The sequence below is a fragment of the Fibrobacter sp. UWP2 genome, assembly GCF_900141705.1.
Lineage (GTDB): Bacteria > Fibrobacterota > Fibrobacteria > Fibrobacterales > Fibrobacteraceae > Fibrobacter.
The window spans coordinates 140774-156905 of sequence record NZ_FQYM01000002.1; the positions used below are offsets into that span (position 1 = coordinate 140774).

The 16132-nt window shown below is 55.4% G+C and carries 8 protein-coding genes; 5 read left to right on the forward strand and 3 right to left on the reverse strand.

Annotated features, from left to right (window positions below):
- Nucleotides 1-7: 7 nt before the first annotated feature.
- Genes BUB55_RS02530 through BUB55_RS02540 form a run of 3 tightly spaced genes read right to left on the reverse strand, consistent with a single transcriptional unit; the run spans nt 8 to nt 4018 of the window.
- Nucleotides 8-2380, reverse strand: coding sequence for an excinuclease ABC subunit UvrA (locus BUB55_RS02530; protein WP_073187933.1), 2373 nt, complete (start codon nt 2378-2380; stop codon nt 8-10).
- Nucleotides 2381-2403: 23 nt separating this feature from the next.
- Complete coding sequence (locus BUB55_RS02535; protein ID WP_073187935.1) at nt 2404-3033, reverse strand: hypothetical protein; 630 nt, start codon at nt 3031-3033, stop codon at nt 2404-2406.
- Nucleotides 3005-4018, reverse strand: coding sequence for a YihY/virulence factor BrkB family protein (locus BUB55_RS02540; protein WP_083596832.1), 1014 nt, complete (start codon nt 4016-4018; stop codon nt 3005-3007). The genes BUB55_RS02535 and BUB55_RS02540 overlap by 29 nt, the downstream gene beginning before the upstream one ends.
- 166 nt (nt 4019-4184) lie before the next feature.
- Here BUB55_RS02540 and BUB55_RS02545 point away from each other — a divergent pair, with 166 nt between their 5' ends.
- The 5 genes from BUB55_RS02545 to BUB55_RS02565 all read left to right on the forward strand — a co-directional run bounded on the left by BUB55_RS02545 (nt 4185) and on the right by BUB55_RS02565 (nt 16122).
- Nucleotides 4185-6500, forward strand: a complete 2316-nt coding sequence (locus BUB55_RS02545) for a rhamnogalacturonan lyase (RefSeq protein ID WP_073187937.1) — start codon at nt 4185-4187, stop codon at nt 6498-6500.
- Nucleotides 6501-6778: 278 nt separating this feature from the next.
- Nucleotides 6779-9412, forward strand: a complete 2634-nt coding sequence (locus BUB55_RS02550) for a rhamnogalacturonan lyase family protein (protein ID WP_073187939.1) — start codon at nt 6779-6781, stop codon at nt 9410-9412.
- Complete coding sequence (locus BUB55_RS02555) at nt 9412-11226, forward strand: GDSL-type esterase/lipase family protein (protein ID WP_083596833.1); 1815 nt, start codon at nt 9412-9414, stop codon at nt 11224-11226. Before BUB55_RS02550 ends, BUB55_RS02555 begins: the two co-directional genes overlap by 1 nt.
- A 289-nt stretch (nt 11227-11515) precedes the next feature.
- Complete coding sequence (locus BUB55_RS02560) at nt 11516-14194, forward strand: rhamnogalacturonan lyase family protein (protein WP_200778507.1); 2679 nt, start codon at nt 11516-11518, stop codon at nt 14192-14194.
- Between the two features lie 80 nt (nt 14195-14274).
- Nucleotides 14275-16122 carry a GDSL-type esterase/lipase family protein gene (locus BUB55_RS02565; RefSeq protein ID WP_073187942.1) on the forward strand — a complete coding sequence of 616 codons (1848 nt, stop codon included), beginning with the start codon at nt 14275-14277 and terminating at the stop codon, nt 16120-16122.
- Nucleotides 16123-16132: the final 10 nt, after the last annotated feature.

Below are 16132 nucleotides of genomic sequence, written 5' to 3' on the forward strand. Positions count from 1 at the left end.
AAGTCTTTTATTTGCGCTTGAGTTCCACCGCGTAGTCGGCGGCGTTCACAAAGTCTTGCGCGTGCTCGATCGCAATGACGGTGTGGCCGGCGTCGCAGAGCCCGCGAATGAGCCCGAGCAACTGGCCAATGTCTTTTTGATGCAGCCCGCGGGCAGGCTCGTCGAACAAAAAGAGCGTATTGGGCGCCTTGGCGCGTGATAGCGCAATCGAAAGCCTGAGTCTTGCGCGTTCACCACCCGAAAGGTGGGCCGTGGTTTGCCCCAGTCGCAGGTAGTCAAGACCGGTCTCAACCAGTGGCTTTAACTTGTCTGCAAATGGCTTGAGGTTCTCGAAAAGCGTGTAGGCTTTGCCCACTTCCATGTCGAGGATATCGGCGATGGAAAACGACTTGAAACGCACTTCGAGGACTTCGTCGCGGAACCGTCTGCCGAGGCACACGGGGCATTCGGTCTCTTCGTAGCCGGAGGGATCCAGAAGAACGCCCTCGCCCTTGCAGTTCTCGCAGCGGCCGCCGGGCGCGTGGATGCTGAACTTGTTGGGACCGTAGCCGCGAACTTTACTTTCGGGGAGCTTGGCGAAGAGGTCACGCAGTTTGGACATGAGGTCAATGGCGCTCAAAACGGTGCTCCGCCTGTTGCCGTGGAAGTCGCCCGTGGCGAGAATGGAGAGGTCCTCGATGCCGAGTTTTGCGAATTCACCCGCGTGGGCACGCCTTGCAATGCCTTCGAAGAGGAGCGTTGACTTGCCGCTCCCGCTTTCTCCCGTGATGACGCTGAACTTGCCCACAGGAAACTTGGCGCTGACGGGCGCCATGTCGTAGAGGGCAAAGTCTTGCACCTCGATGCCCGCGCCCCAGCTCTTTTTTTTGGAATCTTTCTTTACGGCGTCCAGCTCGCGGATCCACTTGGCGGTGGGCGAGTCGGGGCTTGCGAGCACTTGCTTGGCGGGGCCTTGCATCAAGACTTCTCCGCCCTTTTCGCCTGCGCCTGGTCCCATTTCAATAATGTAGTCGGCACGGCGGATGATGGCGGGGTTGTGCTCAATGAGCACAAGCGTGTTCCCGCGGTCACGGACTTTTTGGAGTACGTCCCACAGGGCGTCCACGTCCTTTTGGTGCAGGCCGCTCGCTGGTTCGTCTAGGCAAATCAGGAGTCCGTTCAGGTGCCCGGTAGAGAGGCTCGAAAGCTTGAGCCTTTGCATTTCGCCGCCCGAGAGCGTTTGCCCTGCGCGGCCCGGTGTGAGGTAGCCGATTCCGAGCTCGTCGATGGCTTTGAGGCGCTCGAGCAGCGTGTTGAAGGTGGGCTTTAGGTTCTCTGTAATTTTGTTGTCGAGCAGCCGGTGCAGGATGCTGGTGAGCTCCGTGAATGGCATGGCGAGCAGCTGCGCGTAAGAGATGCCGTCAATAGAAGCGTTGCGGTAGGCGGGCAAGAGCCGTGTGCCGTTACAGTGGGGGCATTCCTCAATGCGGTCATCGACCTCTTTGACGAGCGTCCCTGTGCCCTCACAAAACGGGCAGGCGCTGGTGCGGCTGTAGGGCGAAAAGAAACGTGCCTCGAGCGAAGGGATTCTCTCGGTGCTGTTTTTTTTGCTTGCGGCGGCTTTTTGGTGCGCCTTGTCGGCAGAGTCCATGCAACGCGGAAAAGTACTATATTGCTTGCGGTTTCCGCCAATGTCCAGCACTATGGCCGAGTGCGTGAGTTTGAGCGTCGCGTCGACCGACTCGGCGATGCGGGTGCGGGTGTTTTCGCGCACAATCACGCGGTCCACCACAATAAGGAATTCCTTGGGCGTGAGCGCCTTTTCGCCGGGCAACAGGTCGGCGAGCGAATAGAGCGTGCCGTCGGCGAGAGCCCTGGTAAAACCTTGGCTCAAAAAGACTGCCGAGAGTTTGTCGAGCGTGTTCCCTGCACTTTCGATGGGGGCCAGGAACTGCAGCTTGGTGCCGAGCTCCATGCCGGCGATTTCGCGGATAATCTGCTCGCGTGTCTCACATTCCATGGGCTTGCCGCAAACGGGGCAGGCAGGCTTTGCATAGGCGGCAAAGAGCGTGCGCAGGGCGCCGTCGCATTCGGCAATAGAAAGGGCGTAGGCCTTGGCGGGTGCTTCGCCGCGGGTTGGCCCTATGGCTAGGCTTGCGGGGAGTCCCTCGGCGCTGGTCAGCGGGATGTTTCGTCTGCCGCCCAGTAAATCGGCGGCGAAGGGCGAGAGCGTCTCCAGGTAACGGCGCTTGCTTTCGCCGTGGAGCGTGTCGAGCACGAGGGTCGACTTGCCGCAACCCGAGGGCCCGCAAACAACGGTCACCTTGCCGCGCGGGAAGTCGGCGTCGATGTTCTTGAGGTTGTGCAGACGGCAGCCGCGCAGCGATATGAACTGGGTCATGGGTGTCGCCTGCGGTGCCTAGGTTACTCTCTCACGGTAAAGCGCAATTCGCCGAAGGGAGTGCAAAAATCCATGTTGTCGAGGTAGTTCTCCTCGATGCCGGCAAACATGCGGTAGCCGCCGCCAATCGAAATTTCGAGCATCTTGGTCAGGCGGTAGTTGAAGTGCGCCGCCATGTCGGCTGTAAAAAAATAGTCCTCGGGTGCAAAGGCTTCGTCGTCGGCTTCCATGATGTTCACCACGCCGCCGCCAACCTGTATGGGCACCGAGATGGACATTTCGCTAAAGCGGAGCGGGAAAAGTTCCACAAAGGCGCCAAAGGACTTGTAGTTGATCATCTGTTTGATGGGGGCGCTGTAGTTGCGTACGTCGTCAATGGATGTCGATGCCCAGGCGCCGACGGCGACCAAGGGTTTAAGGTCGAGACCGATGCGAAGCGACATGAACAACGCGCCATCGTCGGCGATCATGGTGTTTCCGCCGCCAAGGCCAATCAATGCCTTGAGTCCGCTTTCGCTTTTTTGTTCGGAGGTGCTGGCATCGCCCATCCCCGCCAGTTCGGCAAAGCACGACGGTGCGAGGAACAGCACCAGGAGTACGGCGAAAAATGCGGTCAGTGCGCTTTTACTTGGATTCTTCGATTTGGTGAGCATTGTGTACGTCCTCCAGGGTGGCGTTCCAGTTCCACTTTTTGTCTTTGGCGTCTTGCCAGTAGCATATGGTCCACACAAGGCTGTTGGCGCAAAGGATTATAGACCACACGCCAAAGAGCAGGAACAGGAACAGCGGGATAAAGGCTAGCGAGCCATAGAAAATGGACATGCGGGTGACCATGGCCGTTTGGATGAGCATGAGAATTTTGACGTAAATGTTAATGCATACCCAGGCAATGATGGTCGAGGCGAACGAGACACCAAAAAGCTTGCGCTTGCGGTACGGCGGGTGTTTGCCAGTCTCCCGCTGGCGGAGCTTGCGGGCGGGGAGGGCGTACAGCATTAAAAAGATGAGGACCATGGCGGTGATGTGGAATGCCGTGTACCAGAATGCTGTGATGAGAATCTTGAGCAGCTCCGGCGAAAAGTGCAATCCATCCACGATAATCATTGAGAGTACGTTTTGCACGTGGTTCACGAATCCGGCGAACATGCCGATAAAGCCAGCCATAATGACGAGGAAGGGTGTGTACACCTGGATTTGTCTTACGACGGTTCTCGAGGTTTTGACCTCCCACACCACGTTGAAGTTCGTCTCCAGGCTTCCGAAGGCGAGAATGAAGGTGACAAATAAGCCGAGGGCGCCAATGAAACCGAGTCTGCCTATGGGGATGTGCTCGGCGTTTTGCACAATGGACATGACTTGCTCGGTGGGCCAGTCCAGGTTCAGCATGTCGAGGAGCATGGGCAGGTAGTCGGAGATGAACGAACCAAAGCCTACAGAGAGGGTAATCGAGGTGAGCAAAATCAGGAGGGGGACCATGGCCACGAGCGTCGTGTAGGTGAGCGAGGCGGCTCGGGTCATCCCGTGATAGTACAAGAAGGACTTCCCGGTCACGACCATGACCTTCACGAACGTGGGGGAACGGGCGGCGATGTTATCGAACAGCCACTCCCAGGAGAATTTGTTCCACCAATTAGGCATTGCAAGAAAATTTAATAAAAAAGTTGCACGGGGGGGGCGTGGAGGTTCCTTGTGCCCGCTGCATTTTTTGCTCATGTAATTTTTTTGAAATTTTATTGAAAAAAAAAGGAAAATCGCTTATCTTTTAGGCGCGAGTCTGGGTGGAGGAACTTACAAGGAGTTCCAAATGAAATTTAGTTTGAAGCGTGCCGTGCTCTTGTTGTGCGCACTTTTGGTTCTTGGGGTATCGGCACAGGCAGCCACCTCTCGTCAAATGGAAAAATTGAGCCGCGGTCTTGTGGCCGCGAATGTCGGCAACGGCATGCTGGTAAGCTGGCGCCTGCTGGGTACCGACGCCCCCCAGACCGCATTCGCCCTTTACCGTGATGGCAAAAAGATAGTCGACATCTTGGGGAGGCAGGGCACAAATTACCTTGACAAGGAGGGCAAGGCAACCTCCAAGTACACGGTCGCTGCTGTGGTCGATAGTTCCGAGGGCGAAAAAGCCGGGCTATCGTTCGTGTTCGATTCGACGGTCGCGAGTCACGGGAGTTCTTTCCCGTACAAGGTGCTCAAACTGAATGTGCCCAAAGGTGGAAAAGTTCTGGATTATGTTGATTATAGTCGTTGGCCTGACGACGTTCCAAAGCCCGATCCTGACGCTCCGCCCGATAGCGAAGAGTATTCCTACGTGTCGAGCGACGCCAGCGTGGCTGACCTCGACGGTGATGGTGAATACGAAATCGTCCTCAAGTGGGATCCGACGAACACCAAGGACAATTCGCAAGAAGGCTTTACAGGGCTTGTGTTCATTGACGCCTACAAGATGGACGGCAAGCAGATGTGGCGCATTAATATGGGCAAAAACATTCGCGCCGGTCAGCATTACACCCAGTTCCAGGTTTACGACTACGATGGCGACGGCAAGGCCGAGATTATCATGAAGACGGCGGACGGCACCATTGACGGCACGGGCAAGGTCATTGGGGATTCTAGCAAGAATTACATTGATACTGCAGGCCGTGTTGCGGGTCGTGCCATGTCCGGCCCCGAATTCTTGACGGTGTTCCGCGGAAGTGATGGCGCGGAAATCACGACGATTGATTACCTCCCGTCACGTTCTATTCAAGAAATGCTGTGGGTTGACTCCACTGGCAGAGAGGGGCGTTGGGGTGATGACTACGGCAACCGCAGCGATCGCTTTATTGCGGCGACGGCCTACCTGGATGGCGTCCACCCGAGTGCCATTTTTGCCCGCGGTTACTACACCTCCTCCTATGTGGCAGCCTACGATTTTGACGGTAAGGACCTCAAGCTGCGCTGGCTCCACAAGTCCGAAACTCCGGGCGAGGGCCTGTACGCGCAGGGAAACCACAACATTGCGACGGGCGATATTGATGGCGACGGCTATGACGAAATTGTTTTTGGCGGGGCCGCCCTGAAACATGACGGCAGCGTCCTTTACAGCACCGGTTTTGGCCATGGTGACGCCGGGCACATCGGCGATTTCGATCCCGATATCCCCGGTCTTGAGTACTGGGGCGTGCACGAGACTACCGATTCAACAATCACTCCGTATACCGACGAACTTCGCGACAGCAAGGGCAACGTCATTTGGGGAACTGCGCAATGGGGCAGGGACAACGGGCGCGGTCTTGCCGCCGATATCGATTCCTCTCACCGCGGCTATGAAATGTGGAGTTCCAAAGGGGACTCCAGTATTCACAATGTCAAGGGCAAGGTTTTGGGCCCCTCAAAAGACATTGGGCTCTCGATAAACTTCCGCACGTATTTTGATGGTGACTTGCAGGATGAACTCCTGGATGGCGCGGTAGTGACCAAGTACAACATTAAGACGCATAAGGTCGATACCCTTTTTGACGGGGAAACTGCCCTGGGGCTTGTCGGTTGCAATGGGACCAAGAATACGCCGAACCTTATGGCGGACATTTTTGGCGACTGGCGCGAAGAGATTATCTTGAGATCCGAAGAAGACCCTTCCAAGATTTACATCGTCGCGACGCCCAAAGCGACTTCGTACCGCGTTTACACCCTCATGCACGACGCCGTTTACCGCATGGGTGTTGCCTGGCAGAATACGGCGTACAACCAGCCGCCTTACCTGAGCTACTATTTGCCCGACATGGTCAAGAGTTTGAGCCAGCCGGTGATTTATACAATCGACACTGCAGGCGTCATCGAGGGCATTGAGCCGCCTGCCGACACCGTTGATCCGGGAACCACTTATATGGTTTCGGGTAAGTTGCCGCCCTCGGTTTCGTTCAACCCATGGAGCGGGGTGCTGCACACAAATTCTGCCGGTTTTGTCGAAGTGAGCGTCTTTAGCATCAGGGGAGGTAAGGTCGCCCGCGTGGTGATGTATGCTCCGGCAGGAAGCACGCACCTCTCGGTAGCCGACATGCTCCCCAAGGGAATGTACTATGCCCGGGTCAAGTTCAATGGGCGGGAAGTTTCGACGTCCGCGTTTTCAAAGGTAAAATGACGGGCTTGAACACCTATAGTTCAAAAAACGCCGTTTTATGCAAAAAAACGGCGTTTTTTATCGTCTTAGTGTGGACTTTTAATTTTTTATGGCTTCGTTTAATGCCTTACTTTTTATAAAATTTTCAAAAGTAATGTGGACTTTTTATTGAATTTTGATTATATTTAAAGTGGATGTTGATGTTTGAGGGGTTGTCTAGTGGCAACGTTTTTGGTATGGAATGTGCCGAATTTGGTTGCCTGGAATTATTTTATAAAGGATAAACTCCGAGGTAGTATATGGGTAAAGGTTTGAAGGTGTCAACGGTGGCTGCGGTCGCCGCGTTGACGATGGGGATCGCTGCATCCTCTTTTGCGGCTCAGCGCCAGATGGAAAATCTTTCGCGCGGCCTTGCGGTCACGAACACGGGCAAGGGAATGCTCGTGAGCTGGCGTCTCTTGGGTACAGATGACCCCGCGACGGAATTCAACCTCTACCGCGATGGCGAAAAGGTTGCTTCTGTGGGTAAGACGGGTGGCACGAACTACCTGGACGCTGCCGGCAAGACGACTTCCAAGTACACGGTTGCCGCCGTGGTGAACGGCAAGGAAGGCGCCAAGCAGGCTGTTTCCGTGGTGCTCGACAAGACGGTCTCCAACAGCGGAAGGTCCTTCCCGTACAAGACGATTAAACTGGAGGTTCCTGCGGCGCAGACGATGCCCAATGGTGAAACCTGCACGTACACTCCGAACGACATGAGTGCCGCCGACCTCGATGGCGACGGAGAATACGAACTTATCTTGAAGTGGGACCCGAGCAACGCCCACGACAACTCGCAGACGGGTTACACGGGCACGGTGTTCATCGATGCCTACAAGCTCGACGGCACGCGCCTTTGGCGTATTGACCTCGGCAAGAACATCCGCGCGGGCGCACACTACACGCAGTTCCAGGTGTTTGACTACGATGGCGACGGCAAGGCCGAGATGATTGTGAAGACCGCCGATGGTACGATTGACGGTACGGGCAAGGCGATCGGCGACAAGTCGAAGGACTACCGCGACGCGGGTGGTACGATCCTTAAAGGCCCTGAGTACTTGACTGTTTTCCGCGGTGTTGACGGTGCGGCGATTTCGACCGTTACTTACGAACCGAGCCGTGATATTAACCAGCACGTGAAGGGCAAGGATGCGCATGGCTACTGGGGCGACAACTACGGCAACCGCTGCGAACGCTACTTGGCGGCAACGGGCTACCTGGATGGAGTGCACCCGAGTGCAATCTTTGTACGCGGCTACTACAGCTCCTCCTATGTGGCTGCCTACGATTTTGACGGTAAGGACTTGAAACTTCGCTGGCTCCACAAGTCGGAATATCCGGGCCAAGGCCTGTACGGCGAAGGAAACCACAGCCTTCAGGCGGCAGACCTTGATGGCGATGGCTACGACGAAATCTTCTTCGGGGCTGCGGCGCTGAACCACGATGGTACTCTGCGTTACCGCACTGGCCTCGGTCATGGCGATGCCCACCATATCGGTGACCTGGATCCGGACCGTCCGGGCCTTGAATCCTGGGACGTGCACGAACATACGGACGCCAAGTATACCGATGAACTTCGTGCAAACGACGGCACGATTATCTGGGGAACTCCGCAGCCGAATCCTGGCGTAGACAACGGCCGTGGCATGGCTGCCGATGTGGATTCGACCCATCGCGGTTACGAAATGTGGTCTGCGAAGGGCGGTGGAATGTTTACCGTAAAGCACGAAAAAATCGGTACGCCTTCTGTTTCCCAGAACTTCCGCATTTACTTTGACGGCGACCTGCAGGATGAGCTCCTGGATGGCGCCTACGTGACCAAGTTCAACTCTTCTGCAATCAAGTCCGAAGTCTATTTTGACGGGCCTGCCGCTCTCGGTGCTACGGGTTGCAATGGCACCAAGAATACGCCGAGCCTCGTGGCAGATCTCTTCGGCGACTGGCGCGAAGAACTGGTGGTGCGTAGCGAAAAGGACCCGACCACGATATACATTGTCTCGACTCCGGTGACGTCTCCGTACCGCCTTTACACGCTGATGCACGATGCTACCTACCGCACGGCGGTCGCTTCTGAAAATACGGCCTACAACCAGCCGCCTCATCCGGGATACTTCTTGCCCGATATGGCGAAGTCGCTCAAGCAGCCGAGCATCTTCGTGGTGGGCGAGGACCCGGCTCCTGCCGACACGACCCCGGTGGTGAACAACGGAAAGTCCGAACTGGATGCCTCTACCCCGAAGGATGGCAAGGGCTGGACTCAGAGTGAAAACGCAGGCTTCCTCAAGAACGGCTACTATAACTTTGACAATGCGCTTTCGAGCTACGGTACCTGGGAAATCTTCTCGAAGACCGAGGCGAAGACTACGCTTACGGTGCGCTTCACGAACGGTGGGAGTACTTCCCGCAATATGGCGGTTACCGTGAACGGCGCTTCTGCTGGCACGATTAGCTTCCCCTCGACGGATGCCTCCTGGACGACGTATTCCGAAGCCGAGGTTGATGTGAAACTGGTTGCGGGCGTGAACACGATTAAGTTTACCTCGATGACGAGTGACGGCGGCCCGAACTTCGATATGTTCACCTTCGGTATCGACGGCGTGGAACTCTATGACGGTACGCAGAAACTTGAAGACCCGACAAGGGTGATGCCTGCCATGGCTATGCGCGGTGTGGTGTACAACCCGAAGAGCGGCGTGCTTGTTACCCCGAAGGCTGGCTTTGCCGAGGTCTACCTGTACGACATGTCGGGCAATATGCGCCTGGCGGTGACGACAGGTGTTTCCGCTGGCGCGAACGGAGTCTCGCTGAATAGCGAACTGCTCCCGAAGGGCTTGTACGTGGTGAAGGTGAAACTTGACGGCAAGCTTGTCGCCGCAACGAGGATGGCGAAGTAATGGGTGCTTTCTCTAAATTCTGGCAGGGTGCCGTAATCGCCTCGATGCTTGCCGCTCCCGCGGTACTTGCGAAAGTGACCATCTACATGTGTGGCGACTCCACCATGCAGGACTGGGCCGAGGGTTACTACCCCAAGCAGGGGCAGGGCCAGGATTTCCATTTTTGGTTTGATCCGACCAAGGCGGCGGTGGTAAACCGTGGCCAGGGCGGCATGTCTCTTGGCGGTGGCGGCAAGGACAAGAAGGGCAATACCGCAGTCGGTTATTACGACATGTTCTTCAAGAAGGGCTGTTCTGCCGGTAACTGCATTGCCGAAAAGCTTCAGGCGGGCGATTACGTCGTAATCCAGTTCGGAATCAATGACGTGAACTACAGTACCGAGGATTTCTTCGCTTCCAACATGAAGAATATGGTAAGCGATGTCCGCGCGAAGGGAGCATACCCGATTATCATGAGCCCGATTCGCCGCCTGTATTACGATTCCCCGACGCAGATTCATAACAGCTACCGCGGTTATCCGGCGCTCAACAAGAGCCTCGCCGAGGAACTCAACGTGCCGTTTATCGACATGAGCGAGATGGTCGCGAACTACATGATTTCGGTGGGCGAGCAGTATGCGGCTCAGTTCATCTTCAACTATGCGACCAAGGCAGAATACAGCAACCTGGGCAGTGACCAGACGGACCAGGTGCACTTGCAGATGAACGGTGCGAACGCTTTCGGGCGTATCATTACCGAACAGATGCGTGCGCACAAGGACCCGATTGTGAAAAAGCTCGGCGACTACATGGCGCCCATGTACCAGGTCGAAGTCAAGGTGAGCCCCGAAGGTGCTGCCGATGCGACTTCGATTAACGCCTATTACCCGAAGGGCATGACCGTGATGCTCAAGACTATTCCGAAGAGCGGCAAGAAGTTCTTGGGCTGGTACGACGGTAACGGCAACAAGGTGGGTGCTCCGAGCCGTTCGAACGTGAAGTCTCCCTACATCCATACGTTCGTGATGGGTAGTGCCTCGACGCAGTTCACGGCGGTTTACGAGGGCGGAACGGCGCAGAAGTATACCGGCGATGGTGCTGCGTTAACCGCATTCCCGACCACGACCCCGAAGAGCCTTGACGATGTGACCTTTGTTCCGTTTACCCCGATTGAAGGCAGCACGCAGGATACGGTGAAAATTGACAAGGATATCAAGAAATTCTTTGATGCAAGCACTCCGGATACGGCTGGAATCGGCTGGACTCAGAACGAATGGACTGGCTTTACGGGCGAAGGCTATTACAATCTGGATAATACGAATGCCTCGTTTGCCGCATATAAGGTCAAGTTCCCAGGCGCAGGCTATGTGACGCTAGCGGTGCGCTATGCAAACGGCGGATCGTCGGATCGCATGTTCAATGCCTACCTGGACCATGACTACCTCGTGAGTGCACCGCCGACGGGTGGTTGGGACAAGTGGGATACGGCCTACGTGGTGATGGATGCCCCGCAAGGTGAAGCCGAACTCAAGATCATGTCGCTTACAAGCGATGGCGCTCCGAATCTGGATGCCTTTGGCTTCAGTATCGACGGCGTGTGCCGCGTGAGCGAAGGTTGCCCTGAAGTCAAGGATACTACCGACACTTCGACGACCGGCGTGCGCATGGTGTTTGATGTGGCGAAAGTGAATAAGGGGCCGGTGCGCCTACAGGTAATCAATTTTATGGGCAAGGTCGTGTGGAGCGAGGTCCGTTCAATGCCTCAGGTCCCGCTTGCCGAATACGTGAACGGCTTGGGTCTCCCCAAGGGCAAGTATATCGTGAGGGTTCGGTAAAAAAGGCTCTTGTGTGGCTTGATTGAAAAAAAATGCCGTTTTCAAGCAGAAAACGGCATTTTTTGCTTACTGGGCAACTGTGGACAATTTATTTTGTGGATAATTATTATCTCGTTAAAATTACGTAAAAAACATTGATAATGTGGACTTTTTAATAAAAAATAGTATATATTTAGAATGGACAACGGTTGGTTTGGTTGTTGTCCACAGACGACGCTTTCGGCCAGGGATGGGTCGAAATGCGTCCGTCTGGAAATAAATTATGGATGAAAAAACCATGAGGTGTTATATGGGTTATGGAATGAAAGTTACGGCGGTGGCGACTTTTGCCAGCGTTGCTTTGGGTCTTGCGACGCCGTCTTTTTCGGCGACGCGTCAAGTGGAGTACCTAAATCGAGGACTCTCTGTTGGCAATACGGGCAACGGCGTGCTTGTGAGTTGGCGCCTGCTTGCTTCGGATGCGCCGAATACAGGGTTTAACCTGTACCGTGACGGTACGAAAGTTGCGACCATCGACGCAACGCAGGGTACGAACTACCTGGATGCCAAGGGGAGCGTTACCGCGAAATATACGGTCGCCCCAGTGGTGAACGGTGTTGAGGGCGCCCAGGCGGGGGCCTCGGTGGTACTCGGCAGTGCCAACAGCGGGCATTCCTACACGACCATCAAACTCGATGTTCCGGCGAACCAGACCATGCCTGACGGCTCCACGTGCTCTTATACGCCCAACGACATGAGCGCGGGCGACCTGGACGGCGACGGCGAAATGGACTTGGTCCTCAAATGGGACCCGAGCAACTCCAAGGACAATTCCCAGTCCGGCTACACGGGTTCTGTTATCATTGACGGGCTTAAGCTCGACGGCACGAGGCTCTGGCGCATCGACCTCGGCAAGAATATTCGCGCGGGCGCGCACTACACGCAGTTCATGGTCTACGATCTGGATGGCGATGGCATCTCCGAAATCGTGATGAAGACAAGCGATGGTACGGTAGATGGCAAAGGTACGGTCATTGGTGACAAGAGTAAGGACTACCGCACAAGTACTGGCACCATCATGAGCGGAAACGAGTACCTGACTGTGTTCAACGGCAAGACTGGCGCCGCCATCAATACGATTGACTACTGGCCAAAGCGAGACATTACCAACAAGTGGGGCGACACCTACGGCAACCGCAGCGAACGCATGCTGGCCGCGGTGGCCTATTTGGACGGAGTGCATCCGAGCGTGGTCTTTAGCCGTGGCTATTACACCGCGGCCTATGTGGCTGCCTACAACTTTGACGGAAAAAATCTCACGCAGATTTGGCAACACAAATCCGAAACGTCGGGCCAGGGGCTCTATGGACAGGGCAACCACAACCTCTCCGTGGGCGATATAGACGGCGACGGTTACGACGAAATCGTTTGGGGTGCGGGTGCCCTCAAGCACGACGGCACCTTGCTGCACCGCACTGGCCTCGGTCATGGCGATGCCATGCACTTCTCCGACCTGGATCCCGATTTGCCGGGCCTTGAAGTGTGGGATGTTCACGAAGAAAAGAGCGCCAAATATACCGACGAAATGCATGACCAGAACGGCAAAATCATTTGGGGCGACTTGCAGCCGGACCCGGGCGTGGATAACGGCCGCGGCATGGCTGCCGACATCGATTCCACCAGCCGCGGTTTTGAAATGTGGAGCGGCCAAAGCGGCGGTATCCGTACTTGCAAGGGTGAAAAATTGAATGCGACGACACCCTCGGTAAACTTCCGCATTTACTGGGATGGAGACCTCCAGGACGAACTCTTTGACGGTACCGGCAGCGGCAAGGGCGGCAAGATTGAGAAATGGAATTCCTCCAAAAAAACAATTGATCGCATTTTTACCCCGGCGAATGTGAACAACGCCACGGTCAATAACAGCACCAAGTCGAATCCGGGTCTCGTGGCCGACTTGTTTGGCGACTGGCGCGAGGAACTCATCATGCGCAATGCAAATGACGCCTCGCAGCTGATTGTTTTCTCGACCGGAGCCACGTCTCCCTACCGCCTTTACACGTTGCTGCACGACACCCACTACCGTGTGAGTATCGCCTGGCAGAACGTGGCCTACAACCAGCCGCCTCATGTGGGCTACTACCTCCCGGACATGGTCAAGAACCTCAAGAAGCCGGACGTGTACTATGCCAAGGTCCCTGAAGGCGTTCAGGAGGTAATTCCCGCCAGCTCCAGTTCCGTGGACGCTTCCTCTTCCAGCGTGGTTCCCACGAGTTCCGAAGTCGTGACGCCCGCCGGTTTTGATTATGCGTCCGTTGTGAATGCAGCTAACCCGGACGAGGGCGTGGGTACCTACGAAAAGACCAATGCGGGCTATATCGGCGACGGCTACTACAACTTTAACAACGAAGCCGGCAGCAGTGCTACATGGAAACTGAACGTATCCAAGGCGGGCGAGTCGCAAATTGCCATCCGCTTTGCAAATGGTGGCAATGCGAACCGCGATATGACCTTGGTGGTGAACGGCAAGGAAGTGGGAACTGTGGTTTTCCCCTCGACGGGAGCGTGGACCACATACGAAGTCGCCGTGGTGGACGGCGCTGTGGCGCTCAATGCTGGTGCGAACACGGTCCAGCTGGTGTCTGTTTCGGCAGAAGGCGGCCCCAATGTGGATGCCTTCGGCTTTTCCCTGGCCGGAGTCGCGCAGGGCTCGAGCTCGGAATCGACTACCGCACAGCCCAAGGTCGTAGCCTTGAATAATTCTTTCGACGCCATTTCGGGGACGATTCGTGTCGCTGAAGCGGGGATTGCCGAAATATATGTGTACGATGTCACGGGTCACATGGTTACAGGGCTGTCCAAGATGGTCTCCGCAGGGGAGTCCCGTATAGGCCTCGAAAAGACGGGCTTGTCCAAGGGCGTGTATTTGGTCAAGGTTCTCTTTAATGGGCGCTTGGTATCGAGGAGTACAATGACTCACTTAAGGTAAACCTCCATATGCCTGCCCTGGGGAAGTTTAGGAGTGTCTTCCCTGGGGCGGGTTTTGGTTTTTGATAAAGGATTGGATATATGGGAAAGTTCTTTAGTAGAGTTTGGCAAAGCGCGGTGGTTGCGTCGATGCTCGTTTCGCCTGCCATTTGGGCGAAGGTGACCATCTACATGTGCGGAGATTCCACCATGCAGGATTGGAATGCGGGCTATTACCCCAAGCAGGGCATAGGGCAGGATTTCCAATACTGGTTTGACTCCGGCTTAGCCTCTGTCAAGAACTACGGTGCGGGCGGTACTGCCGCCGAGACGTACTACACGGGTGGCAAGTGGGACCCGGTCAAGAATGGCCTCCAGAAGGGCGACTATGTGTTTATCCAGTTTGGCATCAACGATCGCAACTACAGCAACGAAGCGAATTACGTGACCTACATGACCAAGATGGTGCAGGAAGCCCAGGCAAAGGGCGCATACCCGATCCTCATGAATCCAGTGCGTCGTAGCGATTTTCGCAACAAGTCGGCGGTAAACGATTCCATTTACGAGTCGTACCATAACTACCCGATTCTTACTCGTAAACTTGCGCAAGACCTGAATGTGCCCATCATCGATATGGATACCTTGAGCCGTAACCTGCTCCTCTCCCTGGGCAAGGAATACACCCTCAACTTTTTGAATGTGTGGCTGGATGCGGGTGAATACAGCAACTACAAGAACGGCAACTCCGATAACTTGCATTTTCAGCAGAACGGCGCCAACAGCTTTGGCCGCATCATCACAGAACAGCTACGCGTGCATCCGGATCCCATCGTAAAGAAGCTCGCCGATTACTTGTCCCCCATGTACAAGGTGGACGTGAAGGTGTCTCCTGCCGGAGCGGATTCCCTCACGAGCATCAGCAACTATTACCCCAAGGGCATGACGGTGACCTTGAAGTCCCGCCCCTACGCCAAGGGCAAGAAGTTCCTCGGGTGGTACGACGGCAACGGCAACAAGGTGACTGCGAACAGCAATTCCACCGTGGAGTCCTCCAACATCATTACATTCGTGATGGGTGACAAGAGCACGCAATATACGGCAGTGTATGAAGGCGGTTCCGCCGAAAAGTACACCGGTAACGGAACCGCATTGACGACGTTCCCCACGTGTACTCCCAAAAAACTCGGAGACTCGTGTCCGGAGGCGTCTACCCCGGTCTCGTCCAGCTCCATCGAAATCGTAATTCCCGAAAGTTCTAGCAGCGAAGAGGTCGCCTATATCAGCACCGATATGAAAAACTTCATCGATGCCTCGAATCCAGAGGAGGGTGACGGTTTAACCGAAAGCAACCACGAGGGCTTTATGGGCGAGGGCTTCTTCAACTTTACCAATGCCATAAATTCCTACGCCACCTACGACATGGTGTTCCCGAGCGCGGGCTACGTGACCATGGGCATCCGCTACGCTTTTGACGGCAGCGCCGATCGCAAGGTGAACGTTTACCTGGGCGACCACGACTACTACGTGAATTGCAAGCCCACCGGTGGCTGGGACGTTTGGGATACCGCCTATGTGGATTTGGACTTGATTAACGGCGAGGCCCCGCTCAAGATTATCAGCCTTACCGAAAATGGAGGGCCGAATATCGACGCCTTTGCCTTCAGTATCGAGGGGGTCCGTCGCAAGGCCGATGTGGCCGGCAACCCGGCGGCCAATCCTGGGAACACTACAGACCTGCGAACTCATAAATTGAGCGACATTTCCGTAAAAAAAGATTACTTTATGGTTAGTGTTTATTCTGTGGCAGGGCGACTTGTTGCCCAGCAGGCGGTGGCAGGGGCTTCGCTGAAAATGAGCCTCGATGGTATGGTCCAAAAAGAGGGAATGTACCATGTGGTCGTTCGTTCTGCAGGGCAGGTGCGTCATTTTAATTGGGTAAAGATTAGGTAAGGAGTACTGA

Coding starts and splice junctions, on each gene's coding strand:
- BUB55_RS02530 (WP_073187933.1), bottom strand. CDS start 2,380: ATGACCCAGTTCATATCGCTGCGCGGCTGCCGTCTGCACAACCTCAAG.
- BUB55_RS02535 (WP_073187935.1), bottom strand. CDS start 3,033: ATGCTCACCAAATCGAAGAATCCAAGTAAAAGCGCACTGACCGCATTT.
- BUB55_RS02540 (WP_083596832.1), bottom strand. CDS start 4,018: ATGCCTAATTGGTGGAACAAATTCTCCTGGGAGTGGCTGTTCGATAAC.
- BUB55_RS02545 (WP_073187937.1), top strand. CDS start 4,185: ATGAAATTTAGTTTGAAGCGTGCCGTGCTCTTGTTGTGCGCACTTTTG.
- BUB55_RS02550 (WP_073187939.1), top strand. CDS start 6,779: ATGGGTAAAGGTTTGAAGGTGTCAACGGTGGCTGCGGTCGCCGCGTTG.
- BUB55_RS02555 (WP_083596833.1), top strand. CDS start 9,412: ATGGGTGCTTTCTCTAAATTCTGGCAGGGTGCCGTAATCGCCTCGATG.
- BUB55_RS02560 (WP_200778507.1), top strand. CDS start 11,516: ATGGGTTATGGAATGAAAGTTACGGCGGTGGCGACTTTTGCCAGCGTT.
- BUB55_RS02565 (WP_073187942.1), top strand. CDS start 14,275: ATGGGAAAGTTCTTTAGTAGAGTTTGGCAAAGCGCGGTGGTTGCGTCG.